At 41.1% G+C, this 25072-nt stretch carries 23 protein-coding genes; 9 read left to right on the top strand and 14 right to left on the bottom strand.

The genetic code is table 11. The annotated features are described in order from the left end of the window. Positions 1–207: 207 nt before the first annotated feature. The 6 genes from NLF99_RS16825 to rplM all read right to left on the bottom strand — a co-directional run bounded on the left by NLF99_RS16825 (position 208) and on the right by rplM (position 5197). A complete protein-coding gene (locus NLF99_RS16825) occupies positions 208–951 on the bottom strand; it encodes an SDR family NAD(P)-dependent oxidoreductase (RefSeq protein ID WP_185210696.1) in 744 nt (247 codons plus the stop codon). A gap of 170 nt (positions 952–1121) precedes the next feature. Then, complete coding sequence (locus tag NLF99_RS16830; protein WP_185210694.1) at positions 1122–2186, bottom strand: AI-2E family transporter; 1065 nt, start codon at positions 2184–2186, stop codon at positions 1122–1124. A gap of 316 nt (positions 2187–2502) precedes the next feature. Further along, positions 2503–3339 (bottom strand): translation elongation factor Ts, encoded by an 837-nt coding sequence (gene tsf, locus NLF99_RS16835; RefSeq protein ID WP_093098737.1) that lies wholly within the window; start codon positions 3337–3339, stop codon positions 2503–2505. Positions 3340–3530: 191 nt separating this feature from the next. Then, positions 3531–4337, bottom strand: coding sequence for a 30S ribosomal protein S2 (gene rpsB, locus NLF99_RS16840; protein ID WP_254529673.1), 807 nt, complete (start codon positions 4335–4337; stop codon positions 3531–3533). A gap of 18 nt (positions 4338–4355) precedes the next feature. Continuing rightward, positions 4356–4742 (bottom strand): 30S ribosomal protein S9, encoded by a 387-nt coding sequence (gene rpsI, locus NLF99_RS16845; RefSeq protein WP_094255221.1) that lies wholly within the window; start codon positions 4740–4742, stop codon positions 4356–4358. 11 nt (positions 4743–4753) lie between these two features. Continuing rightward, positions 4754–5197, bottom strand: a complete 444-nt coding sequence (gene rplM / locus NLF99_RS16850; protein ID WP_094255220.1) for a 50S ribosomal protein L13 — start codon at positions 5195–5197, stop codon at positions 4754–4756. Between the two features lie 859 nt (positions 5198–6056). Here rplM and NLF99_RS16855 point away from each other — a divergent pair. The 5 genes from NLF99_RS16855 (at position 6057) to NLF99_RS16875 (ending at position 11803) form a co-directional block, all read left to right on the top strand. Then, positions 6057–7763 carry a tetratricopeptide repeat protein gene (locus NLF99_RS16855; protein ID WP_254529675.1) on the top strand — a complete coding sequence of 569 codons (1707 nt, stop codon included), beginning with the start codon at positions 6057–6059 and terminating at the stop codon, positions 7761–7763. Next, on the top strand, positions 7741–8523 hold the full coding sequence (locus NLF99_RS16860) for a DUF4292 domain-containing protein (protein WP_254529677.1): 783 nt from the start codon (positions 7741–7743) through the stop codon (positions 8521–8523). The genes NLF99_RS16855 and NLF99_RS16860 overlap by 23 nt, the downstream gene beginning before the upstream one ends. Positions 8524–8632: 109 nt before the next feature. After that, entirely contained in the window at positions 8633–9910 is a 1278-nt protein-coding gene (locus NLF99_RS16865) for a murein hydrolase activator EnvC (protein ID WP_185216081.1), read from the top strand. A 75-nt stretch (positions 9911–9985) separates the two neighbouring features. Next, entirely contained in the window at positions 9986–10201 is a 216-nt protein-coding gene (locus NLF99_RS16870) for a twin-arginine translocase TatA/TatE family subunit (RefSeq protein ID WP_093098747.1), read from the top strand. A gap of 150 nt (positions 10202–10351) precedes the next feature. Continuing rightward, positions 10352–11803: a lytic transglycosylase domain-containing protein gene (locus NLF99_RS16875; protein WP_254529679.1), complete on the top strand. Its 1452-nt coding sequence runs from the start codon at positions 10352–10354 to the stop codon at positions 11801–11803. A gap of 45 nt (positions 11804–11848) precedes the next feature. Here the strand turns inward: NLF99_RS16875 and NLF99_RS16880 are convergent, their stop codons facing one another. Continuing rightward, entirely contained in the window at positions 11849–12364 is a 516-nt protein-coding gene (locus NLF99_RS16880; RefSeq protein ID WP_185210686.1) for a phosphoribosyltransferase family protein, read from the bottom strand. Positions 12365–12467: 103 nt separating this feature from the next. Beyond that, positions 12468–13043: a C40 family peptidase gene (locus NLF99_RS16885; protein ID WP_185210684.1), complete on the bottom strand. Its 576-nt coding sequence runs from the start codon at positions 13041–13043 to the stop codon at positions 12468–12470. Positions 13044–13524: 481 nt separating this feature from the next. On the opposite strand from NLF99_RS16885, the gene thrA reads away from it, so the two are divergent. Genes thrA through thrC form a run of 3 tightly spaced genes read left to right on the top strand, consistent with a single transcriptional unit; the run spans position 13525 to position 18308 of the window. Further along, positions 13525–15972: a bifunctional aspartate kinase/homoserine dehydrogenase I gene (thrA, locus tag NLF99_RS16890; protein ID WP_185210682.1), complete on the top strand. Its 2448-nt coding sequence runs from the start codon at positions 13525–13527 to the stop codon at positions 15970–15972. Positions 15973–15991: 19 nt separating this feature from the next. Next, positions 15992–16984, top strand: coding sequence for a homoserine kinase (locus tag NLF99_RS16895; RefSeq protein WP_254529681.1), 993 nt, complete (start codon positions 15992–15994; stop codon positions 16982–16984). 16 nt (positions 16985–17000) lie between these two features. Further along, a complete protein-coding gene (gene thrC / locus NLF99_RS16900; protein ID WP_254529683.1) occupies positions 17001–18308 on the top strand; it encodes a threonine synthase in 1308 nt (435 codons plus the stop codon). Positions 18309–18381: 73 nt separating this feature from the next. Here thrC and NLF99_RS16905 read toward each other — a convergent pair whose 3' ends face one another. Continuing rightward, the gene (locus NLF99_RS16905) at positions 18382–19527 is read right to left on the bottom strand and encodes a thioredoxin family protein (RefSeq protein WP_254529685.1); all 1146 of its coding nucleotides are present in this window, start codon (positions 19525–19527) and stop codon (positions 18382–18384) included. A gap of 172 nt (positions 19528–19699) precedes the next feature. Here NLF99_RS16905 and NLF99_RS16910 point away from each other — a divergent pair, with 172 nt between their 5' ends. Beyond that, on the top strand, positions 19700–20884 hold the full coding sequence (locus NLF99_RS16910) for a class I SAM-dependent rRNA methyltransferase (protein ID WP_254529687.1): 1185 nt from the start codon (positions 19700–19702) through the stop codon (positions 20882–20884). A 127-nt stretch (positions 20885–21011) separates the two neighbouring features. Here the strand turns inward: NLF99_RS16910 and NLF99_RS16915 are convergent, their stop codons facing one another. From NLF99_RS16915 to NLF99_RS16935, 5 genes are all read right to left on the bottom strand, one after another. After that, entirely contained in the window at positions 21012–21767 is a 756-nt protein-coding gene (locus NLF99_RS16915; protein ID WP_254529689.1) for an SGNH/GDSL hydrolase family protein, read from the bottom strand. A 45-nt stretch (positions 21768–21812) separates the two neighbouring features. Beyond that, the gene (locus tag NLF99_RS16920; protein WP_254529909.1) at positions 21813–23000 is read right to left on the bottom strand and encodes an aspartate aminotransferase family protein; all 1188 of its coding nucleotides are present in this window, start codon (positions 22998–23000) and stop codon (positions 21813–21815) included. A gap of 121 nt (positions 23001–23121) precedes the next feature. Next, a complete protein-coding gene (locus NLF99_RS16925; RefSeq protein ID WP_254529691.1) occupies positions 23122–23553 on the bottom strand; it encodes a hypothetical protein in 432 nt (143 codons plus the stop codon). Continuing rightward, positions 23553–24488, bottom strand: coding sequence for a hypothetical protein (locus NLF99_RS16930; protein WP_185216091.1), 936 nt, complete (start codon positions 24486–24488; stop codon positions 23553–23555). Before NLF99_RS16930 ends, NLF99_RS16925 begins: the two co-directional genes overlap by 1 nt. Positions 24489–24522: 34 nt before the next feature. Then, positions 24523–25068: an RNA polymerase sigma factor gene (locus tag NLF99_RS16935; protein ID WP_185210669.1), complete on the bottom strand. Its 546-nt coding sequence runs from the start codon at positions 25066–25068 to the stop codon at positions 24523–24525. Positions 25069–25072: the final 4 nt, after the last annotated feature.

Below are 25072 nucleotides of genomic sequence, written 5' to 3' on the forward strand. Positions count from 1 at the left end.
CATATCGCAGCTGTTGGAAAAACCATCAGCTGGGCAACCTTTGGCCCAAAGCAAGGGAAAGGGAAAGGAAAAACAACCATAGAGGCAAATAATCAAGAAAAAATTTGGAATACAACATAGAAGGGGCGAATTGAATTCGCCTGCTTTCTTCATTCCCCATTCATTAAAAAAACGGAAGGCAATTTTTTTCAATTGCCTTCCGTTTTTTTATTTCGCTAAATAACCGCCATCCACTGGGTAATAGGATGCCGTAACGAATGAAGCTTTATCCGAAGCTAGCCATAAAGCCAGCTCTGCTACTTCTTCTGGCTTACCCAATCTTTGGAAAGCATGTTGTGTTTCTAGATATTTCAGGGAGTCTGCATCCAGGTTGGCTTCAACCAATGGAGTTGCAATAAATCCAGGACCGATTGCATTGATGCGAACGCCTTTGGTCGCATATTCCCATCCTGCAGCCTGGGTCAGTCCGACAACGCCATGTTTTGCTGCAACGTATGCCGATGATTTCGCAAATCCTACTGCCCCAAGGATAGATGCCATATTAATGATGCTTCCGCCCACTTTCTCAATCTCTGGTAACTGATAGTGCATTCCATAGAATACTCCATTGAGGTTGATGTCAATGACTTTCTTCCAGCCTTCGATAGATAGGTCCCCAACGTTGTTGGATTCGCCACCTATTCCTGCATTGTTCACTGCAATATGTAGTGCGCCGAAATTCTCAATGGCAGCCTCCACAATTTTTTTATTGTCTTCGGCAGAAGAGGCATCTGCTTTAATAAAGATAACATTCCCCTCACCAAGATTGTTGATCAATTCTTCTCCTAACTTTTCGTTCAGATCCGCTATAACAACTTTAGCACCTTCTTTTACAAAAAGTTCAACGATTGCCTTACCGATACCGGAAACTCCTCCGGTCACAATAGCCACTTTGTCATTTAGTTGTTTCATATTGTTCGCTTATTATTTTGACAATAAGATACAAAGAATACAAGAGCAGTTATGTGACTTTTGTCATCCAAAAAGCTGATTATGACTTTAATAGGAAAGTGCAAGTCAAAGCTTACAATCTTTTGATAATCGCCATTTTTGGTATTACCTAATTTGAATATTGTTTTACCTTATTCGGTTTTCTCAGGGTTATCTGTACTCAGGATAATTGAATCTCCCTTGCCATATTCATTGGAATAGACCTTGATCAAAACTCCTACAGAAGATAGGATCAAAGGACCGAAGATCAATCCCAACATGCCGAATAATTTTAGACCCAGCAATACCCCGAACACCGTGATCAGAGGTGGGACATTTCCCAATGTTTTTAAAATGGTAAAGCGTAAGATATTATCGATACTACCGATCAATAGAAATCCATAGAGGAGGATACCGATTCCATTGGCAGTTTCACCTCCGGCTAAGGTAATGATACCCAGTGGAACATAGATGGTCATGGTCCCTAATACCGGAACTATGGAAGCAATACCGGTCAGCATGCCCATCAGAATAAAATTATCTACCCCAAAGATCCAATAGCCCAACATGGCTACTAAACCTTGGAAGAATCCCAAGATAGGGATACCGATGGCATTGGAACGGACCATGGAATCAAACTCTTTCCATAGTTCTTGTTTGCTTTTTGGTGAGAAGGGTACACCACTGGAGATATAACTTTCCATTTGCCTACCATACACCAACATAAAATAAAGCACAAACAAAGCCACTATAATATTGATCATGACCTCGGCCACGGAGTTCAATATGCTTGGTACATATTTGGTAAATCGCTGCAGCATATTGAGCAAAGCTTCATCCGACATGTCAATATCCTTCAGGAATGGCTTGTCGGCCATATATTCCTTCAAGAGATTGAACTGGGAGACGATCTTATCCGTATTGTTCAAGAAACTGGTGATCTGTGGAACCAGATAATCCACCAAGGCCCAAATGGGCAATACAATAAAGACAATGGATATGAGAATAAATAGGAGACTGGTCAGGATCTTGTTCCATCTTTTTCGTTCCGTCAACTTAAAGTAGCTGTTGCGGAATAGCACATATAAAGTAATGGCACCTAGGAAGCCCGGCAAATAATAGTAAAGGTTCTTGAAAATTAGGATACATACCAAGATAATGATGATAATCAACATGATCTGGTTGATGGAATTGTTGTTAATCTGCTTCGTTCTCATATTCAGTAGCAATTTAGGTAAATATAGTGTTTTAGACAACAGACAATAGACATAAGACATAAGACCACTGTATAACCCTACATAGAGCTTACTGCTTTAATATTAACTTAATTTTTCCAACAATGTTTTTGACGTTTTCACAGAGCCTATCGCATAAAAACCAAACAGCTTTGCTTGAAAAACAATTCAGCCATCTGTGCTTGTCAAAACTTGCTTGGCAAGGATAGGTCTAATGTCTGATGTCTAATGTCTCTTAGTCTATAAAATAAGAAAAGCCCATCCTTTTTGGGGATGGGCTTTTCTTATTTTATAATGCTTACGCGCCTAATTGTACACGTTTGAAAGCAGTAACAGTCAATCCTTTAGCAACTGAATCCAAGAACTGAGCGATAGATTTAGAAGAATCTTTAACGAACTCTTGGTTCAATAAAGTGTTTTCTTTGTAGAATTTGTTCAATTTACCTTGAGCGATTTTTTCTACCATTTCTTCTGGTTTACCTTCAGCGCGGATTTGTTCTTTAGCGATTTCAAGTTCGCGTTCGATAGTTTTCGTATCAACACCATCTTTATCGATAGCCACTGGGTTCATCGCAGCGATTTGCATAGCTACGTCTTTACCAGCTTCTTCAACACCAGCAGCATCAGCAGAAAGACCTACCAATACACCTAGACGGTAGTTACCGTGGATATAAGCAACAACTTTATCAGCAGCAACAGTTTCGAATTTAGAAACGTCGATTTTCTCACCGATCTTACCCGTTTGTTCGATCAATAAGTCAGCGATTTTAGTTCCACCGATTTCCAATGCTTTTAGGTCCTCTAGAGTAGCAGGGCTGTTCGCTAATGCAGCGTCAGCTACTGATTCAGCAAATGCAACGAAATCAGCGTTCTTCGCTACGAAGTCAGTCTCACAGTTTACCTCAACTACGATACCTGATTTGCCATCAGCCGCAGCTTTAGCAATAATTACTCCTTCGTTTGAGTCGCGGTCTTGACGGCTAGCAGCAACTTTAGCACCTTTTTTACGAAGGTAGTCAACAGCAGCTTCGAAATCACCATTAGCTTCCACTAATGCTTTTTTACAGTCCATCATACCAGCGCCAGTTTGTTGACGCAATTTGTTTACATCTGATGCAGAAATTTGTACTGACATAGTATATTTTTTGTTAAAATTACAATTGATGTGTTAAGCATTCCTTGAATTAAAATCAACAGAATGTTAACTTTTAATGTTCAATAGGTTCTTGCCTTTCAGCAAAAAAACCGGAAAGACAGGGGCGGTAAAAGGAAGCAGATCTTCCAGAAACCAACACTTGTCTATCCGGCTTATATTATAGAATAAGATTATTCTACGTCTTTCGCTTTACGAGTGCGTTTTCCTGGAGTCGCTTCAGCAGCTTCACCATTGTCAACTGCAGCTTTAGCAGCAGCAGCTTCTTTTTCCGCGTCCTCTTCTTTATCGCGCTTGCGCTCTTCCAATCCTTCGATGATAGCTTTACCAATTACGCTTGCAATTAAGCTGATTGATTTAGTCGCGTCATCGTTCGCTGGAATAGGGAAGTCGATGTTTGTAGGGTCAGAGTTTGTATCAACCATTGCAAAAGTAGGGATGTTTAATTTCATCGCTTCTGCAACCGCAATATGCTCTTTCTTAACGTCGATAATGAATAATGCAGCAGGTAAACGGTTCAAGTCTGCGATACCTCCTAAAAGGTTCTCTAACTTGATACGCTCACGTTGGATCATCAATTTTTCTTTCTTAGACAATACATCGTAAGTGCCATCTTTCTGCATTTTATCGATGTTTGACATTTTCTTGATTGATTTGCGAACTGTTGCAAAGTTAGTAAGCATACCACCTAACCAACGTTCTGTCACGAAAGGCATGTTTACTGCTTTCGCTTGTTCTGCCACGATTTCTTTCGCTTGTTTCTTTGTAGCTACGAATAAAACTTTACGACCTGATTTTACGATCTGTTTGATCGCTGATGCTGCCTCTTCTAATTTTGTAAGAGTCTTGTTCAAGTCGATGATGTGGATACCATTGCGTTCCATGAAAATGTACTTAGCCATTTTCGGATCCCACTTACGAGTAAGGTGACCAAAGTGAACACCTGCATCCAATAATTCTTGATATGTTGTTCTTGCCATTTTTTGATCCTCCTTATATTAACGTTTACTGAATTGGAATCTTCTACGTGCCTTACGACGTCCTGGTTTCTTACGCTCAACCATACGGTCATCACGTGTCATCAAACCTTTAGAACGTAAAGCAGGTTTTACTTCTGGGTTAAGCTCTACCAAAGCTTTTGCAATCGCTAAACGAACTGCTTCTGCTTGGCCTTTTACCCCACCACCTTGAACGTTAACATTGATGTCAAAATTTGCAAGAGAATCTGCTACCAATAACGATTGAGTAACGATGTATTGCAAAGGTAATGTAGGAAAATATTCCTTGTAATCTTTACCGTTTACGGTAATGTTTCCATTGCCAGCTGTTAAGTAGATGCGGGCAACAGCAGTTTTTCTTCTTCCTGAAGTGTTAGTTGTTGACATAATCGTTCTCCTTAAAATTTAACTGGTTTTGGATTCTGAGCCTCATGCTTGTGCTCTGTTCCAGCATAAACATATAGGTTCTTAAATAACTGACGTCCTAAACGGTTCTTAGGCAACATCCCGCGAACAGCTTTCTCAATGATGCGCTCTGGGTGCTTTGCCATTAACTCTTTTGGAGAAACGAAACGCTGACCACCTGGGTAGCCTGTGTAGCGAACATATACCTTGTCGCCCAACTTGTTTCCAGTCAATCTAATCTTGTCTGCATTGATAACAATCACGTTATCTCCACAGTCTACGTGTGGGGTGAATGAAGGCTTGTGCTTTCCACGGATCACTTTCGCAATCTCGCTTGCCAAGCGCCCCAAAATCTCGCCTTCAGCGTCAACAACGATCCATTCTTTGTTAACGGTGTTCTTGTTAGCAGAGACAGTTTTGTAACTTAACGTATTCACTTGCTTTTATTTAATTAATTAATAATGTTTTAATTCCTATTGTAATCACTACAATTAGGTCTGCAAAGGTACAATAATTATATTTAATTCTCAAAGCCAATTTTACTTTTTGTTTCCAGCTGTTTTTCATGGCTTTAGCTACATGGCAGAAAAGCCACAACATGCCCTATTTTGTTTGAAACCATTCATCTAAAATAATGCAGCCCCCCATGTGGCTAGGTATCGCAAAATAAGTTTTTTTTGTGTCACGCTGAAGGTTCTCCGAAGTGTCTCGGAACAATTCAATCATAATTGTATTGGTGAACAGGTCCTACACCGCAGGTGTAGGAAGACAGCAGGTTATGAGATATTTACGTAGGGCACAGCGAAGAATCTATTTTTGTTTTTTTGAATTTGGGGTCTTTCAGAAATTGTCAGATGAAGAAACTATTTTTTATTAAGTTCACCCAATTAAAGAAGATCTTCAGAAAACATTTCTCCCACACAGTGGGTTCTTCATGAGGAATTCCTTGTGTCTACAAAAATGTCACCCCCTTCCAGTGTTTCCCAATTTATAAAAACATTTATCCCTCCGAAGGAAGCCCTAGCAGGAAATGCGGCAGAATCCTTCAGGAAATTAGGTCAGGTTGTTTAATCCAAATTATCTAACCAATGACCTTTTAGAAATAAACGGCTTTCAAGGAATAATCCCTCTTGTTAAGGCATATTTATAGGTGATTTTATCGTGATTTAACATTTCTTAAAGATATTCATTTAAACTTTTCTGCATTTTTGTACTCTTTAAAATTAATTTATTACCTTGAATAGCCTTAGACTGTGCGCTAAGCAAGATAAAAGGTGAATAATTAAAGAGATTTAGATGAGAAGATTACATTGGTGCAAACCCCTGGTTCTGGGAGTAATGTTGATGGCGGGACAAGTGTTGTTTGCGCAAGAATTGAAGGATGATAAGGGTTATAAGGAGCAATTGGCATCTATTGAGTCCAAGCTGAAAAGTGGGGATTTAGCAAATGCTCTGCAAAGTATTGAAGAGACCCTGGAGAAATACCCGAATGGAGCAGAGGTCTACTATGCGAAATCCTTGTTATATGCTCAAGCTAGAAACTTTGATGTTGCCTTGCCTGCTGCTGAGGAGGCCGTGAAGATTGCTCCTGAGAATATCATATACAACAACCATCTTCTGGAACTGTACAAGAGCAAAGGTGATTTCACCTCTGCGGTCGAGTTATTAGATGAGTTCATCAAGAAGCAACCCAACAATCCGCAGGTATATCGTGAAAAGATCATGATGCAGCATGCCGGTAAAAAATCGGAAGATGCATTGAAGACATATGAAGAAACGAAAGCTAAGTTCGGTGAAACGGATACCCTAGATGTCCTGAAGGCTGAAATTCTGATGGATATGGATCGCCCACGAGAAGCCAATGAGGTTCTTCAACAGTGGAGAAAGAAAAAATCTCCGATTCGCCAGGTGTACAGTAGCCTGAGCTATATCTTGCTGGACGAAAAGAAACCGAAGGAAGCCCTGACCGTTTTGGATGAAGGGCTGGCCACGACAAAAGATGATCTGCTTTACCTGGATATGGCAGATGCCAATATGGCGCTGAAAAAAGGCTCGCAGGCTTTTGAGAATATCAAAAAGGCCTTTCAATCAGACGCGGTAACCTTTATCGACAAGCATCGGGTCATGATGAACCTGGTGAACAACAATAAGGATTTTACGAAAGACCAATTGCAGGACTTGGCGAACACCTTGGTGTTAAAGCACCCAAGGATGCCCGATAGTCATATGTTTAAAGGAGATATCCTTTGGATGCGTGGTGACCTTGACCAGGCCAAGTCACTTTACTTGACAACGGTGAGCATGAACCCGCAGCATGTGGATGCATGGCGTAAGTTGATCAATGTGGAATTGGCGCAGAACAAATTAGATGGAGCCATCGTGGATGGAAAAGAGGCATTGAGCCATAATCCCAATAATGTGATCATCACTTATTTTGTTGGGGTTGCCTATATGATGAAAAAAGATACCGACAACGCCAGGTTGTTCCTTGAGCGTGCCCTGGATCAGAGCGGCAATGAGAATGACTTCGTGAAGTCCATGATTTACGGTGGTTTGGGTGACCTTTACCATGAGATCAAGATGGAGTCGGCATCTGAAGTGGCGTACGAGGAAGCAATCAAATTGGATAGCAACAATGTAACGGTGATGAACAATGCCGCCTATTATCTTTCGCTACAAAAGAAAGATCTGGATAAAGCTGCTGCATACGCCAAGAAGGCAAATGAGTTGGAGCCAAATTCTGGAACCTTCCAAGATACCTATGCCTGGGTGCTATTCCAACAAGGGAAATATCAGGAAGCCTTGGTATGGATCGAGAAAGCGATCAAAAATTCGGAACCATCGGGCGTATTATATGATCATTATGGTGATATCCTGATCAAATTAGGAAAGACCAAGGAAGCATTGAAGCAATGGGAGAAGGCGATGACCTATTCGGAAGGAAGTGCCTTGGATAAGGAAAAGTTAAAACAGAAAATCAGTGAGAAGAAATATATTGAGTAAAATCAGTTTGGTCTTGGCGGTATTGATGCTTGCATCAGCCTGTGCCAGTAAAAAGGCAACCGTTAAGAAGGGGGATGCCGCTGCTACAGCAAAGGGTAAGGACCTTTTGAGCACCTATGAATTGAACAATTTGAACTTTATCACCTTCTCAGGTCGGGCAAAGGCAAGGGTGCAGTTTGGTGAAGAGACCCAGAACGTAACCTTGAATGTGCGTATGGAACGGGATAAGGCCATTTGGATTTCGGTTACTGCACTCTTGGGGATTGAAGCTGCCCGGGTCTTGATTACTCCAGACAGTGTAAAGATCATCAATAGATTGCAGAGCGAGTATATCGCTAAACCATTTTCCTATATATATAGGTATACCAATCCTGGTATTTCCTTTAGGATGTTGCAGGATATCTTGGTAGGCAATATATCAACAGAGATGTTGCGTACCGATCAATTGCAGATCGCGACCAGTGAAGACGATGTGCAGGTTATCGGGGTGAAGGATGGATTGACCTTTCATTACGGTGTGAACAAAAGTAACAGACCGACCCTGTTCAACTTGATGGAGCTGGGCAAATCCAATAAATTGGAAGCTCAGTACAGTGAGTTTGCTGTAATTGACGGACATAATTTTCCACAGAGATTCACGTTAAACATTGAAGGTAGTGGTGCGAAAGTGTCTTCAGACTTGCTTTACAACAAGTCGGAATTCAATAAAGGCGTGGAACTTTACTTCAGTATTCCGTCCAGATATAAGGCAATCAATTAATTGCTAGGCTGATTGAATGTAAAGAAATTGTGTTTTTATTATTTTCGTATTAAGTATATCCTTATTTTTGGAAGTTCTGTAAAATAGAGACGAAAGAATTTAACATTTCATGGATTTTAAAAAGATTGTACTCAGTATATTTTCCTTATTGCTATTTGTTGGCTTGAGCTATGGACAAAGTAGTTTGGAATTAAAGAAACAAAGGGAAAGAATAGATAGAGAAATTGCTGAGCTCCAAAAAATATTAAGTGCCAAGACCCAGGAGAAGATCCTATCCCAACAGGAAGTTGCTGCGCTGAGCAAGCAGTTGGACCTGAGGGAGAATAAAATCAGTACCATCAATTCGGAGTTGCGCATTATCAACAAAAACATTTCATCAAATAATGCCATCGTAGATAAGCTTAAGGCGGAGTTGGAAAAAATGAGACAGGATTATGAAAAGATGATCCTATTTGCATTTAGGAACAAGAACTCCTACAATAAGATGATGTTTATCTTCGCTTCAAAGGACTTTAACCAAGCCTTTAAAAGGGTAAAATACCTGCAGCAATTTACTGATGCCCGAAAGGTCAAGGTTGCCGAGATCGAGGGAACCAAGAAACAGATCGAGCTGAAGATTGCGCAATTGGAAAGAGATAAAAAGACGCAACAGTCCCTGTTGAAAGAACAGGAAGCTGAGCGTAATACCATAGCCAAGGATAAAGCGGCCCACTCTCAGGAGTTGAACCAATTGGCTCGTGAGGAGCGTACGTTCCGCGGTCAGTTGACGAAAAAACAACAAGAAAAGAAACGCCTGGATGCAGCGATCAAGACTGCCATTGCCCGTGAGGTAGAAGCAGCACGTAGAGCTGAGGAAGAACGCAGAAGAAGATTGGCGGAAGCTGAGGCTAAGAAAACAGGTACCACTGTTACAGAAGCCGAGAAGAAAATTGAAAAGAAAACAGGTTCAGCTGTATTGAACAACTCACCGGAAGCAACCAAGTTGTCGGCTGGTTTCTCATCCAACAGAGGACGTTTGCCATGGCCGGTAGGACAGGGTAATATTGTACGTAACTACGGTAGTGTTACGGTAGAGCGTGGAGTTCGTGACTTCTATGATTATATCCGTATCCGTACATCGGATGGGGCACCTGTAAAAACGGTATTTGAAGGTACGGTATTGCAGGTTATCAATATCGGATCGTATGCCGTGGTGGTTCAACATGGTGAGTATCTGACGGCTTATTCAAACCTGAAATCGGTAAATGTAAGCAAGGGTCAGAAGATCTCTACAGGGACCGTAATCGGGGCTGCAGACTCCGATCCAGAGGTAGGTTATTCCTATATAGACTTGAGCGTTTATCGCGGTACAACTTCGATGAATCCTTCAATATGGATAGCAAGATAGTTACAGGGATTTAAATTATTTATCTATATATTTGTTAGATACACTAAAAGAAAAGAATCAGTAAATTAGTAGAATATGTATACATCAGGATTATTATTTATCGGTACCAATGAGATTATCATTATCGTGGTATTGGCGTTATTGTTATTTGGGGGAAAGAAAATTCCTGAATTGATGCGTGGGTTAGGACGTGGCGTGAAAGAATTCAAAGAAGGCCAAAAAGATGATCCAAATGCTGAAGGCAACACAAATACAACAGCTAATAATGATACAGTTAACAAACAAGGTTAATTATTTTCATTAAAAGATTTTATAAAGTTTCACTGGATACGTCATGTGTCTGGTGAAACTTTTTTTTATAGCTAACCAAAAAGAATTGGCACAAATTGCCAACGATAAGCGAAGAACTAACACAGATAGTTTTTACAGTAGCGATTACTTATGAACAAAAAAATTAGTTTCCTAGTTACAATAGGCTTGTGTGTCCTGAAGTTTGGGTACGCACAGGAACAGCAGGTGGATCCAACTGTCTTTGGGGAAACCTTTCAGGCCAATATTATTGACCAATTAGAGAAAGATAAGGAAAAGACTTTCCTGATGTTGGATTCTGTCAAGCAACTGGCAGGTGGCAGCGTTGTCTTCAGTGAAGAGGACGTCAATATCGCCCAGCGGATCCAAAGGATCCAGAAAACGGTCCCTTTGGAATATAATGTCCGCGTCAAGGCTTATCTGGATAAATATATTTCCAGGAATTACAAGCCTTATATGGAAAAGCTGCTAGGCTTGAGCGAATATTATTTCCCGATCTATGACCAGATCTTTGCCGAACAAGGCGTGCCCGATGAGGTAAAGTATCTGTCCGTTATTGAATCTTCCCTAAACCCGCATACCGTTTCCACTTCTGGAGCCGTTGGCCCATGGCAGTTTATCTATGGCACCGCTAAGGTCTATAACCTGACCATGGATTCTAATTTTGACGAGCGAAAGGATGTATACTCGACAACCTATGCGGTCTCCAGTTATTTAAAGGAGGCTTATGATGAATTCAATGATTGGTTGTTGGCCCTGGCTTCGTATAACTGCGGTAGAGGCTGTGTGCGTCGCGCCATTATCCGTTCTGGATTGAACAGCCCGAACTACTGGGAACTGTCGCCATTCCTTCCTAAAGAAACCCAAAACTATATACCGAAATTCATTGCGATGACCTATGTGCTGAACCATGCAGAGCTGTATGGCTTGGATTCGGAGGTGAATGATCTGCAGACAGACCATAAGGTCCTGATGCTGGATAAATCGGTCAATATTAAGCAACTTGCATCTGCCTTGACCTGTTCTCCTGAATTGTTGAAGCAATTGAACCCAGGTTATAAGCGCGAAGTGGTGGTTGCAAGTCCTGAGAAACAAAGACGTTTGGTGATCCCCATTAATGAATCGATGAGCGATTCGTTGATCTATGCTGCCCTGCATAATCCGCAGGACGAGGCTATTCAAAAAGCCATCGCAGCAGTGGATGTAAAAGAGGACAAGGACCATAAGGTAACAAAAGGGGAGACCTTGCAGACTATTTCTAGAAAATATGGCGTCAGCGTCCAAAACTTAATGGCTTGGAACAACCTGACTTCAAGAAGTTCGATTGCAGGAAGGACCTTGGTGGTTTCAAGAGCCATTGATGAGGAACTGTCCAAGAATGTGCTGGCAGCAACACGTGCAAAGACCGCCGTGAAAAGTAACCCTACTTATGTAACCTATGTGGTGCGTAAAGGGGATACCTTGTCAGAGATCGCTGGAAAGCACCGTGGGGCTACCGTAAATAAGATAAAATCAGATAATAACCTTCGTGGGTCTAACCTACGCATTGGTCAGAAGCTGAAGATTTATAAGGGTAAGAGTTAATAGAGGGATTACCTAAACAAATAGAATTTTAAAAGGAAGATGCGGCTATGATAAATATGCCGCATCTTCTTTTTTATCGAATTCCTCCAGGACCACCTCAACGTGTTCTTTGAGGATGGTTGAAAGCTTTAATCCATAATAATCACTGAACACCGGGAACTGATGGTGGCTACGGTCGATTAGAACGGCTGTACGCATGCGTTTTAATGGAACGTTAAGAAACACACCCAGGCCATAAGCCAAGGTCCTACCGCTGTTTAAAACGTCGTCTATCAAGATGATTACTTTATCCTTTGCTGTTTCAATCGGAACATCTGTTGTCGCTTCCAGTTTACGCTTGGTTTTTTGCACAGTTACTTTGATCAATTCAAAGGTTTTGTCAGGTGCTATTTCCATAAGTATCTTCTGTAAGCGTTCGGCAAATACATAACCGCGGTCAGCTAGACCAACAAGAACAATTGTAGACTCGTCAAAGTTATCTTCTACGATTTGATAGGCAATACGTTTGGACTTTTGAAGGATCTGCTCTTTATTGAGGATAAGTGTTTTCTTAGATGACATTGTTGCTTTTTTGATAGGGGTAAATTTAGCAAAAATTTAAAAAATAAAGTCCGAAAGCATGACTTTCGGACTTTATTTTAATATTTTATAACTCTAGTTTGTTCTAGTGAAGATTGCTTTTCTGATTTGGGTTGGCATCAGCAGTCATGATACGCTCGCCATCTTCCAATTTAGGACGGCCACCGTTATAGTAGTATCGCTTCCAGTAAGCTTCATTTAGGTTACTTACCATGACACCTTTACTAGATGACGCATGTGCAAATTTATCATCTCCTAAATAAACACCTACGTGGGTAATGCTTCTGCTTCTGATCTTAAAGAACACCAAGTCTCCAGGTTGTAAATCATTCTTACGAATAGGGGTTACATTGGAATATTGATTGCGGCTATTATAACCGATCGTGGTGTTGAACACATTCTCATAAACTGCCAACGAGAATTTAGAACAGTCGATCCCTCTTTTAGAATCACCTCCAAGGCGATAAGGAGTTCCTAACCATTCGTAAACAAACTGATAAAGTTTTGTGTTGGTAGTAGCGTTTGATGCAACGCCCATGATTTGAGAGAAGTATTCTTTTGCTAGGTTATCAGGGTCTGAGGATTTTTGGCTGGTTTGAGCCTGCGAGAATAGACATAAGCCTATGAATAGCATCACTGCCACTAGTTTCTTTGTTTTCATTAAATCGCTAATTTATACAACCATAAGCTCCCTGAAAGCCTTCATTTTTTTGTAATTTTTCAAACGAGCTGAAGCAAATCTAATACATACTGTATAGAATTCAAAACATTCTTAAAGAAATTTAACAAAGTTTTAACACTTTTAACATTTGGATTTTTTACCTGTTTAACCTTTCATTTGTCGATTTACATTTAAATATTGGCTTAATCTGATATAGGGCTACTTTTTATAATTTTTTTTAATTTTTTTAATAAAACTACATTGTTATATAAAATTTAATAATATATTTGGACATTCAAAAACAAAATTAATGTTAAACGCATCTATTATTATTACAATTATCATTACCACCGGGGGCAATACCAGGAGGAAGTGATTCTATTGTATAGTAATTAGTACAGATATTAGAAGCCTTCCTCTTTTGAGGAAGGCTTTTTTTATTTCCGATAAAACAAACAGTAAATAAACAGAGCAAGAAAGCATGAAAATTCTAAAATTTGGCGGGACATCCGTAGGTTCCGTAGAAAGTATCAAAGCAGTATTAGCCATCGTAAAGGAATCTTACGAAGCTGGAGAAAAGCCATTGGTCGTGTTGTCAGCGATGTCAGGAATCACCAACCTGTTGACAAAAATGGCTGAAGATGCAGCGGAAGGTAAGCCTTTTGCCGAGGATCTGAAACTCTTGGAAGAGAAACACTTTGAAGTGGTCAAAAAATTAATTGCCGTGAAGTTTCAAAATCCCGTGTTAACAAGATTGAAACTCTTGGTCAATGAATTGGAAGACCTGCTGCAAGGGGTTACCGCTTTAAAGGAACTTAGTAATCAGAGCAAAGATCTGATCATCTCTTATGGCGAACGCTGCAGTAATTATTTGGTCGCCAAGATCATGGAACAGGAAGTCCCCGAAGCAGAATACATCAACGCATCCCACTATATTAAAACAGATTCCAATTTTGGAAATGCCCACCTCAACGAACCGCTTACTGCACAATTAATCCAAGCACTTTCTCAAACACATGCCGATAAACTCCTATTTGTAACTGGATTCATCGGTTCTAATGATAAAGGCAGGATTACAACTTTAGGGCGTGGTGGTTCAGATTATACCGCTGCCATCTTCGGTTCGGTGCTGAATGCTTCTGCAATTGAGATCTGGACAGATGTGAACGGGATGTTGACCGCAGACCCTAGAATTGTTAAGAAAGCTTTTTCGTTGCCTGTCCTTTCCTATACTGAAGCTATGGAGCTTTCTTATTTTGGAGCGAAAGTCATCTATCCTCCAACGATGGTTCCGGCTTTTATGAAAAAGATTCCGATTGTAATCCGCAACACCTTTCAACCGAAATTCCCTGGAACGGTAATCCAGTTTGAGACTGGAAAGTCAGGTTTTCCGATCAAAGGTATCTCTTCGATTTCCGATGTGTCGGTAATTAACCTTACGGGTAGTGGAATGGTTGGTAAGTCCGGATTCAGTGGTCGTCTGTTTACCTTATTGGCTAGGGAGCAGATTAACGTCATCTTGATTACGCAATCTTCTTCCGAGCACAGTATCACTTTTGCTGTAAATCCAAGTGATTCGCAAAAGGCCGTTGAGCTTATCCAGAATGAATTCGAACTAGAGCTTTTGGCCAATAAGTTATCCCTGCCAGTTGTGGAAAGTGACCTATCCATCTTGGCAATCGTAGGGGAGAACATGAAACGTACGCCTGGCATGTCGGGTAAGTTATTCCATGCGCTTGGACGTAATGGTATCAATGTGCGTGCAATTGCTCAAGGCTCTTCAGAATTCAATATTTCAGTCATCATCAATAAGGAAGACCTTTCTAAGGCGCTGAACGCAGTACATGATGCCTTTTTCGCCGAGTTAAAGAAAACGCTTCATGTGTTCAATATTGGAACAGGCAATATTGGTTCTACTTTGTTCAGCCAATTACATAAACAGCACGCTTTCTTGGAAGAGCAAAATGATATAGAAGTCAAAGTAGTTGGTATTTCTAATTCCAGAAGGATGTATTTCAATGCCGATGGAATAGATCTTGGCAATTGGAAAGAAGAAATGGATGCTAACGGTGAAGTGGCGGATTTAGCAACCTTTATCGCAAAGATGCAGGAGATGAACCTACCAAACTGTGTGTTTATCGACAATACGGCGAGTAAATTGCCCGCAACCTATTATGAAAATATCTTTAAGGCGAATATCTCAATTGTAACCTGTAATAAGATCGCAAACTCTGGAGATTATGCTCAATATAAACTATTGCATGAGACGGCTAGAAAGCATGGTGTAGATTTCTTCTATGAAACCAATGTTGGTGCTGGCCTGCCGATTGTTAGGGTTCTTAAGGACTTGATGATGAGTGGCGACCGCTTGTTGAAGATAGAGGCTATCCTATCTGGAACCATCTCCTATATCTTTAATAATTTCAAGGGAGATGCTTCATTCTACGATGTAGTTAAGAAAGCGCAGGAGTTAGGATTTACAGAGCCTGATCCCCGTGATGATTTAGGAGGGATCGATTTTATGCGTAAGATGTTGATCTTGGGTAGGGATGCTGGATATCCGATTGAGTCTACAGATGTTCAATTGGGTAATATTCTTCCAGAAAGCTGTTTGAAGGCCGATTCGGTGGATGAATTCTATGCAGAGCTGTTAAAAGCTGATGATTACTTCAATAATTTGAAAGAAGAAGCAGAAAAGCAAGGTAAGGTAATTCGATACATCGGTACATTAGAGAATGGTAAAGTTGCAATCAGTTTGCAAATGGTCGATGAGAGCCATCCATTCTATGCCTTATCAGGAAGCGATAATATTATTTCATTTACGACGGAAAGATATAAAGAACGTCCATTGGTGGTAAAAGGTCCTGGTGCTGGGGCGGAAGTTACCGCTGGAGGGGTGTTCGCAGATTTAGTAAACGTCGGAGCTTAATTCTAAAACAATAGAAATCATGTCAAATCCTGAACAATTAGTAAATAAGGGAAATATATTGAATCCAGATAAATGGTTAAAAGAAGTACGGGTGTTTGCTCCAGCAACGGTAGCAAATATGATCTGTGGCTTTGATATATTGGGTTTTGCCGTAGATAAACCTGGAGATGAGGTTTATATGCAACGGGTGAAAGAGTCTGGAGTTCGGATTCGCTCCATCCAAGGAGACGATGGCCGTTTGCCATTAGACCCTGATAAGAATACCGTGAGCGCCTGTGTCAAGATGTTGTTGAGCCATTTAGGGCTTGAAGATGAAGTCGGCGTAGAAATCGACCTGATCAAGCACATGCCTATTGGAAGTGGATTAGGTTCTAGTTCGGCGAGTACGGTGGCAGGTTTGTTTGCCATAAACGCCCTTTTGGGGAATCCTTTGACCAAGAATGAGCTGATGCCTTTCTGTGTAGAGGGTGAACGATTGGCCTGTGGTCATGGCCATGCCGATAATGTTGCTCCTGCACTGATGGGTGGTATTACCTTGATCAGAGGTTATGAACCCCTAGATATCATCAATCTGCCTGTACCAGAAGATTTAGTAGCTGGTATTGTGTTTCCACAAGTGGATGTTCCGACAAGGGACGCAAGGCAATTGATCAAGGAAAAAGTATCCTTAAAAGATGCGGTTAATCAATGGGGCAATATAGCAGGTCTTGTGGCAGGATTATACCGTAGTGATTATGACTTGATCGGCAGAAGTATGCACGATGTACTGATCGAACCTACGCGGGCGATCTTGATACCTGAATTCTATGAAATGAAACGCATAGCGATGGAAGCTGGCGTGCTAAGCTTTGGGATCTCGGGTTCCGGACCTTCCGTGGTTGCTATCAGCAAGGGTGCTGAGGCTGCTCAATTGGCAGTAGATCGTATTCAAGAGCATTTAACCGCCAATGGTATCGATAGCTTACAGTTTGTCTCTGCAGTCAATGCGGAAGGACCCAAAATTCTTTCTTAAACCTAAACTTATTACAATGCAATTCTATAGTACTAACAATAAAGATCTACGCGTATCCTTTCAAGAGGCAGTTTTTAATTCCCTTCCTCAAGATAAGGGACTTTATATGCCGGAGAATATCCCAAGCCTAGATCCTTATTTCATTAAAAATATCCAGCAATACTCCTTTCAGGAGATTGCCTTTCAGATAGCCAATGCGATTATCGGGAATGACATCCCTGAAAAGGACCTCAAGGCCATCATCAATGATGCCATCAATTTTGATGCACCATTGCGTTTCCTTAGCGCTGAAACAGCGGTGTTGGAGCTTTTCCATGGACCATCTTATGCTTTTAAGGACTTTGGAGCCCGATTTATGAGCCGTGTTATGGGATACTTCTCAAAACAAGGCGAACAACTGTTAGACGTATTGGTAGCCACCTCTGGTGACACCGGTGGGGCTGTGGCCTTAGGCTTCCTTGACGTTGAAGGTACTCGAGTGACCATCCTTTACCCAAAGGGCAAGGTCTCTAAGGTTCAGGAAGAACAATTAACGACCAATGGACAAAACATCCGGGCATTGGAAGTGGAAGGCACCTTTGATGATTGCCAAGCCTTGGTTAAGCAGGCTTTCAATGATCCTGAGCTGAACCAAAAACTAAGGCTTACTTCCGCGAATTCTATCAATATTGCCAGATTGATTCCGCAGACCTTCTATTATTTCTGGGCCTATGCGCAGTTGAAAGCTCAGGGTATGCAAGAAGTGGTCTTCACCGTACCTAGTGGAAACTTTGGGAATATTGGAGCGGGCTTATTGGCCTATAAGATGGGATTACCGGTTTCGCATTTCGTGGCAGGTACGAATGTCAATGATACGGTGCCGCGTTTCTTGCAATCTGGAAAGTACGAACCAAAAGCCTCCGTTCAGACCTTGGCAAATGCGATGGACGTTGGAAACCCAAGTAACTGGGTCCGTATCCAAGACCTATTCCATAATAATCTTTCGGAACTGCAGGGAATAATCAGTTCATACACCTACAATGACGAAGAAACCAAAAAAGGAATGGATGAGCTGTATGAGAAGTTCAAATATGTGGCCTGTCCGCATACAGCGATTGCTTACCTAGCGTCCGAAGCCTACAGGAAAGATCATCCTGGCGAATATGCTTCGGTGTTCCTATCCACGGCACATCCTTGTAAGTTCCCCGAAGCGATTTCAGAGGAGGTTTATAAAGAAGTTAAACTACCAGAGGGTGCTGAGAAGCTGCAAGGCAAACCAAAGCTGGCAGAAGAGTTGAAAGTAGATTACGACGCCTTCAAGGCTTACTTGATAGAGAACAATTAATATCTTCTATACATGCAAAAAGGATCAATCCAAGAATATCGGATTGATCCTTTTTTTATTCTAATAAAGCAAGTTATTCCAGGGTTGCCAATAGTTCTTCCAGCCTATCTAAAGGGAACCTGATTTTCGCCAATTTCCCAGTCTTTGTATTGATGATCATATAGGTAGGGTAGCTTTGTACGGACAAAGAATCTTCCAAAACCTTTACTTCTGACTTATCCAACCAAAAATTATCATATTTCTTTGGTTCTTTGGCTAGGTGGCTTTTCCAAACATCTTCTTTTTGATCAATGGATAACCCAATAAATTTGATGTTCTTTTTACTTATACCTGCAATCCTTTCATATTCAGGATGCTGTTGAAGGCAAGGAACGCACCATGTTGCCCAAACATCAATGACGATATAGTCTGCTTCCTTGTATAAATCTTTGATATTGAGTTTTTCATTCTTGAGGTTACTTAATTTTAGTGAAGGAAAATCTATATTAGTCATCAATTTATTCTTATGGTCTACCATATCATATTGATTCTGCAGCTCATTGATTTTGTTCAGAGAGAGGTCTTGCTCCTTAACTTTGGCTATTAGTTCCTCGATTTGCTCCAAATGCTTCGGCGATAATTCTGGAAAGCCTGTAGACATAAACGGATTCGTTAAGAAATTTCCCAAGTATTCAACCGTCAATAAGGAATTTGGGTATTTATTTAGTGCATTGATCTTTTCATTAAATCCCCATTCTGTAATCTCTTCTAATGAGGCCTCCTTCTCCTTATATTTCACCCTTTGTTGTTCTCGGAGAGCATTCATTTCAGCTAGTTGCTTATTCAATTCACTATCCTCTACAGATGCTTTTTTCTCTTTTGCATCTAAGGTTATTATCATGTTATTATTATCCACGATTATAGGCAATGCATCTCTTTCATAGGTAATTTCCTTTCTATTTAACAATTCATCATGTAACTCATCGAATGTTGGATATTCATTTTTGCTCAGTACAAAGAAAGAATGGTTTACCTGTTCCTTAGGCAATTCACCAGGGATCTTAAATTCAAAAGTATTGTTACTCAATTTATGCACTTGAAAACCATTAAAACTGGATAGGTGAACATACTTTATGCTGTCGCCAAAGTTGCTGATGGTGCCTTTGATGGTTACCTCTTGTGCAGAAAGGGATTGAAAGAAAATCGAAATAAATAGGAAGATAGTGATGAAAAGTCTCATAAGATGTTTATTAGTGGTTGTTATGAATATAATGAAAATAAATGTTGAAAGAGAATAAAGGTTCCAACGGTAAGAAAAGAAGAGGATAAAAATCATGAAAGGGAGTCTGTTATTCAAAGTTTTTTATTCCATGATGAATTAATTTCTTTCAATTCTATTTATTTTTGCATTCATGAATAAAATAATCCTGAACAAAGGAAAGGATAAAGCCGCTTGGCAATTACATCCATGGGTCTTTTCCGGTGCAATCTCAGCTGCCCTGGGCAAACCGCAAAATGGAGATATCGTTTCTGTCTACAACATAGAAGATGAATTTATTGCCTACGGTATATACAATGGTAACTCGAGGGTTGCGGTCCGCTTATTGGAATGGGACCCTAGTCAGGAGATCACTGAACAATGGTGGCGCAATCGGGTAAGCAAAGCGGTCAATAACCGTTTGAGCTTATTGCACGATAGCAACAATACCGTTCGATTGATCTTCGCAGAGGCCGACTTCCTACCAGGATTGATAGCCGATAAATATGCCGACTTTATTTCCGTACAGGTTCATTCCGCAGGAATTGAAAAAGTAAAGGATATTATCGTCGATCAGCTCGTTCAGTTATTACAACCCAAAGGGATCTATGAGCGCAGTGACCTGAAATCTAGAGAATATGAAGGGCTCCCTGATACCAATGGTCTTCTTTTTGGAACCGTACCTCCTGAATTCGTTGATGTCATTGAAAATGGTATACATTATCAAGTCAATATCGTAGAAGGGCAGAAGTCTGGCTTTTATTGCGATCAACGCGAAAATAGAGCCATTACGGCGAGTTATGCAAAGGATAAGAAGATGTTAGATTGCTTTAGTTACTCTGGCGGGTTTACCCTGAATGCCTTTCGCGAAGGTGCGAGCTCCATTACTTCTGTTGACAGCTCAGGACTGGCTATCGAAACCTTAAAGAACAATATCAAGCTCAATGGATTTGATAGCAACAAACATACCGCTGTACAGTCTGATGTCAATAAATACCTGAGGGAATTGGGGGAGCAGGGGGAGAAGTTTGATGTCATCGTTTTAGATCCACCAAAATATGCACCAACAAGGTCTGCATTAGAAAAAGCTTCCCGAGCGTACAAAGACCTGAATAGACGCGGGCTTATGCTTCTTAATAGCGGAGGCCTTCTGGCTACGTTTTCCTGCTCAGGAGCCATGGACATCGATACCTTCAAACAGGTCATCGCTTGGGCCGCTCTAGACGCCGGTAAAGAAATCCAATTTATCTATCAATATTGCCAACCCGAAGACCATCCTGTCCGTGCTTCCTTCCCAGAAAGTGAGTATCTGAAAGGTTTGTTGGTTAGGGTCCTTTAGATGTGAGATATGAGATGTTAGATGTGAGATAGAAAGGCTAACAAATTTAATATCTCAATACTCATATCTCAATACTCATATCTAAAATAAAAAAATCTCGCCTCAGTTTATCTGAGGCGAGATTTTTTTATTTTATCAATTTAAGCCAAGATTCGGCCATCAGGTTGGCACCGGCCATCGTGGTATGTACACCGTCGGTGGTCCAGTAGCCGCCGTTGCTGTTTCTTTTCAGGCCTTGGTCAAAGATGCTTTGGTAGGGCAAAAAGATAGCGCCATATTCTTGAGCGATTTCTTTGGCTGCGTTCAGGTATTTTGGAAACTCAGGAAACCAAGCATCCGTAACATGCTTTACGTTCTTGACACCAAAAGGTTCGATGATAATCAATTTTACATCAGGAAGGGCTGCTTTGGTTTTGTCCAGCAACTCTTTATACTGCGCTTTATATTGCTCAGGCGAATTTTTTGCGCCACTATCCATGGTTCTCCAGAAGTCGTTTACACCGATCATAATGCTCAGGATATTGGGTTTTAGGTCCAATGCATCCTTTTGCCAGCGATTGATTAGGTCAGGAACACGGTTTCCACTGATTCCGCGATTATAGACCTTGATATCTTTGTCTGCATATTTATTAAGAAGGGTACTTGCTGCCATAAAAGCATAGCCGTTTCCAAAAGCATTGCCATCGTTAGGGTTCAGGTTTTCCTTATTTCTGCCTGCATCGGTAATCGAGTCACCTTGAAAGAGGATGACATCCCCTTGGTTGATGCTCAGTTTAGCCTTAGCACCCGTAGAAAAATCTATGGCGTTTGCGAATGATGTTCCTAAGCCGGCTGCTCCCAATGTCAACAAGCTTTTCTTTAAAAAGTCTCTTCTGTTCTCCATTTTTATGATTAAATAGGTTGATAGTGTTACAGCAATTTAGCTATTCTAACAGAATTTTTCAATCCCTTCCTTAATTATTTTGCAGGATTGGATGATTTCTTCCTCACTGATCGTCAATGGAGGGGCAATGCGCAATGCCGTTTCACAATGTAGGTACCAGTCAATGATCAAGCCTTTGGATGCACAATAGTTGCTCACTTGGTAGACTTGGTCAAAGTTGTCCAATTGCAGGCACATCATCAGTCCCAAGCCACGGATTTCCTTGATTTGCGGAATTTTGAGCTCCGCCCTAAACAGATTGGCCTTACGCTCTACCGATTCAACAAGCTTTTCATCTTGTATCACCTTCAGGGATGCCCTTGCTGCAGCACAGCTCACCGGATGGCCGCCAAAGGTGGTGATATGACCCAGCATTGGGTTTGATTTGATCACGTCCATCATTTCCTTTGGGGCTACAAAAGCACCCAAAGGCATTCCGCCACCAATACCTTTAGCCAACATCAGGATATCCGGTACGATACCAAAATTTTCAAAGGCAAATAATTTCCCTGTCCTACCGAATCCAGTCTGTATTTCATCGAATATCAGGAGCGCTCCAGATTCCGTGCATTTCTTGCGCAGGGCTTGCATATATTCTTTGCTAGGCACCCGAACACCGGCTTCCCCTTGAATGGCTTCCACGATGACCGCTGCTGTCTTATCGCTGATCTTATCCAGGTCAGGCAGGTTATTGTATTCAATAAAGGAAATCTCAGGAAGGAGTGGGGCATAGGCTACGCGATATTCATCATTGCCGATAAGGCTCAAGGCGCCTTGCGTACTGCCATGGTAGGCCTGTTTGGCAGCGATGATTTCCCTGCGACCGGTGAATTTCTTGGCCACTTTCATCGAACCTTCTACAGCCTCCGCTCCCGAATTGGTAAAGTAAACCGATTGGAAGGAGTCAGGCAAGACTTCTAATAGTTCCGTAGCTAACAGCACCTGTGGGGCTTGAACGAATTCGCCATACACGGTTACATGCATGAAACGGTCCAGCTGTTCCTGGATTGCTTTTAAGACTTGAGGATGTCTATGGCCAATGTTGCTGACATTGAAGCCAGAGACCAAATCCATATATTTCTCTCCGTTTGGCCCATATAGATATATACCTTCAGCACGGTCGATTTCTAATAATCTTGGTGAATCTGAGGTTTGGGCAGTGTTTTTTAGGAAGAGTTCTCTATTACTTATCATGATGTGGCAAAGATAGGCATAAACAGAAACTTTCATAAAACTTTAAGGTTGGAAGGTTCATGAATTTACAGGCTTATTATAAAATAGGGCATAAAAAAAGAAGCGCTAGCGCTTCTTTTTATTAATGTCTTCTGCTGTTTAGTTCCTTATACAGCAACTCTATAAACTCTTGTTCTACGGCAAAGAACTGAGATGCTCGGGATTGCCCCAGGACATCGGAGAACTTGGACCGGTATTTTTTCTTGATATCCACTTCTTGCGCATCGTATTCTATTACATCATTGCCGGGTCTGAAGGAATTGCCGCGGTTGCCACTGTTTTGGTGGCCTTGCGATTTCTTTGACTTGACACCTCTGATTTCTTTCGAGTACTGATTGTACAGTGGAAAGAATTGCTGTGCTTCGGTTGGAGTTAATCTCAGTTGTTTGGTAATATAAGCCGCCTTCTGCTTCTCAATTGCTTCAAATCTTTCTTGGCGTGACTGTCCATTCGCAACAAAACAAGCTATCCAAATCAAACAGAGCGTTGAAATAATATGTTTTAAACGAATCATTATAAATTATAATTTAAGTAATCTTCTAAAACTTCCTTATCGATTCCCTCCCCCACATTTAGTGCTTCCTCTGGCTGATAGATGTACTCTGCATAGTACTCTAGGTCAGAAGCATCACTGTAATTGGAAAGGTAGTTGATAATTTCATCTTCTGGAATTTCATTCAACGACACCTTTTCCGCTTGCATGGGTTGGTTGTATTCTGCATTGTAAACAGACACCCCGATCACTGCGGCTACACAGGCTGCAGCGGCTGAGCTCAACCAAGCATACACTTTTCTTTTCTTCCCAGAAACTGAAGTTTCAGACTCATTACGTGAAGGCAATTGAATGACCTTCTTGTCCTGAACTTTGTCAAGGATAGCGGTTGACAGCTGATCGAAATAACCCGCAGGTACTTCAAACCCATCTGCCTGAACTTTAGATTTCAATTCTTCGGTATAGATTGAAGCCATGATTTGATCATCAGCTTCTTCAAAATAACCCTCAGGAACGGTAAATCCTGGTTCAGCTATCTCTAGCGTTAACTCTTCTTCTTCAATTCTGTCTAGAATACGAGCAGTCAAGTTATCAAAGTAACCAGCAGGAACTTCTGTTTCTTCCATTTCTCTGACCCCGTCTATGTGGACTTGGCCAAGGATCTGCTCACTCAATTGATCAAAATACTGCTCAGGCACACTGAAGTTTTCAGCATCTCTGTACTGGTCGATCTTGATCTGACCTAACAGTTGGGACTCTTGTTGTTCAAAGAATCCATTTGGAGTGCTCAATCCTACTTTTCCTGTGTCTGAAATTTGATCAAGTTTAGCGAAGAACAGACTTCTTTCGGTTAGCTTTTCAAAGTAATTTTCAGGTACAATGAAAGGGTTGACACGCAACGAGTTAGGTAGTTGGTTGCCTCCTAAGTTTTCGTAATATGTGTTATTTTCTTTCATAGTACCATAATAGATAGTTTTTGCGGCAAAAGGTTTAATCGTTTGAGGCAAAAAAGTTCTCTATTTTTTTAACTGCTAAGTGGTACGAAGCTTTTAAGGCTCCGACACTGGTTCCTAACACCTCGGATATCTCTTCGTACTTCATGTCCTCGAAATATTTCATGTTAAAGACCAGCCTTTGTTTGTCCGGCAAGATCAAAAGAGCTTGCTGTAATTTCATTTGTGCCTTGTCACCATTGAAATAGGCACCGTCTGCCAAGGAGTCTGCAAGATAAGCAGAGCTATCATCATCCAATGAAACACTCTGCTTTTGCTTTTTCTTGTTCAAAAAGGTGATACACTCATTGGTAGCAATGCGGTATAACCAAGTATACAATTGCGAATCTTCCCTGAATTTCTCAAGATTGCGCCATACTTTGATAAAGATATCTTGTACAACATCATCGGCGTCGTCGTGGTCAATGACCATACGTCTGACATGCCAATAAATCTTTTGCTGATATTTTTTAAGCAATAAGCGGAATGCCTCTTCACGAGTTTTTTCATCCGCAAACTTTGCTATTATCAGGGAATCTTCCATAGAT

This window comes from Sphingobacterium sp. LZ11T8 (genome assembly GCF_024261425.1).
Classification (GTDB): domain Bacteria; phylum Bacteroidota; class Bacteroidia; order Sphingobacteriales; family Sphingobacteriaceae; genus Sphingobacterium.

What these genes read in the sequence shown, in the direction of transcription:
- NLF99_RS16825 (WP_185210696.1), bottom strand. Translation starts at nt 951, where the DNA reads ATGAAACAACTAAATGACAAAGTGGCTATTGTGACCGGAGGAGTTTCC.
- NLF99_RS16830 (WP_185210694.1), bottom strand. Translation starts at nt 2,186, where the DNA reads ATGAGAACGAAGCAGATTAACAACAATTCCATCAACCAGATCATGTTG.
- tsf (WP_093098737.1), bottom strand. Translation starts at nt 3,339, where the DNA reads ATGTCAGTACAAATTTCTGCATCAGATGTAAACAAATTGCGTCAACAA.
- rpsB (WP_254529673.1), bottom strand. Translation starts at nt 4,337, where the DNA reads ATGGCAAGAACAACATATCAAGAATTATTGGATGCAGGTGTTCACTTT.
- rpsI (WP_094255221.1), bottom strand. Translation starts at nt 4,742, where the DNA reads ATGTCAACAACTAACACTTCAGGAAGAAGAAAAACTGCTGTTGCCCGC.
- NLF99_RS16855 (WP_254529675.1), top strand. Translation starts at nt 6,057, where the DNA reads ATGAGAAGATTACATTGGTGCAAACCCCTGGTTCTGGGAGTAATGTTG.
- NLF99_RS16865 (WP_185216081.1), top strand. Translation starts at nt 8,633, where the DNA reads ATGGATTTTAAAAAGATTGTACTCAGTATATTTTCCTTATTGCTATTT.
- NLF99_RS16870 (WP_093098747.1), top strand. Translation starts at nt 9,986, where the DNA reads ATGTATACATCAGGATTATTATTTATCGGTACCAATGAGATTATCATT.
- NLF99_RS16875 (WP_254529679.1), top strand. Translation starts at nt 10,352, where the DNA reads ATGAACAAAAAAATTAGTTTCCTAGTTACAATAGGCTTGTGTGTCCTG.
- NLF99_RS16880 (WP_185210686.1), bottom strand. Translation starts at nt 12,364, where the DNA reads ATGTCATCTAAGAAAACACTTATCCTCAATAAAGAGCAGATCCTTCAA.
- NLF99_RS16885 (WP_185210684.1), bottom strand. Translation starts at nt 13,043, where the DNA reads ATGAAAACAAAGAAACTAGTGGCAGTGATGCTATTCATAGGCTTATGT.
- thrA (WP_185210682.1), top strand. Translation starts at nt 13,525, where the DNA reads ATGAAAATTCTAAAATTTGGCGGGACATCCGTAGGTTCCGTAGAAAGT.
- NLF99_RS16895 (WP_254529681.1), top strand. Translation starts at nt 15,992, where the DNA reads ATGTCAAATCCTGAACAATTAGTAAATAAGGGAAATATATTGAATCCA.
- thrC (WP_254529683.1), top strand. Translation starts at nt 17,001, where the DNA reads ATGCAATTCTATAGTACTAACAATAAAGATCTACGCGTATCCTTTCAA.
- NLF99_RS16905 (WP_254529685.1), bottom strand. Translation starts at nt 19,527, where the DNA reads ATGAGACTTTTCATCACTATCTTCCTATTTATTTCGATTTTCTTTCAA.
- NLF99_RS16910 (WP_254529687.1), top strand. Translation starts at nt 19,700, where the DNA reads ATGAATAAAATAATCCTGAACAAAGGAAAGGATAAAGCCGCTTGGCAA.
- NLF99_RS16915 (WP_254529689.1), bottom strand. Translation starts at nt 21,767, where the DNA reads ATGGAGAACAGAAGAGACTTTTTAAAGAAAAGCTTGTTGACATTGGGA.
- NLF99_RS16920 (WP_254529909.1), bottom strand. Translation starts at nt 23,000, where the DNA reads ATGATAAGTAATAGAGAACTCTTCCTAAAAAACACTGCCCAAACCTCA.
- NLF99_RS16925 (WP_254529691.1), bottom strand. Translation starts at nt 23,553, where the DNA reads ATGATTCGTTTAAAACATATTATTTCAACGCTCTGTTTGATTTGGATA.
- NLF99_RS16930 (WP_185216091.1), bottom strand. Translation starts at nt 24,488, where the DNA reads ATGAAAGAAAATAACACATATTACGAAAACTTAGGAGGCAACCAACTA.
- NLF99_RS16935 (WP_185210669.1), bottom strand. Translation starts at nt 25,068, where the DNA reads ATGGAAGATTCCCTGATAATAGCAAAGTTTGCGGATGAAAAAACTCGT.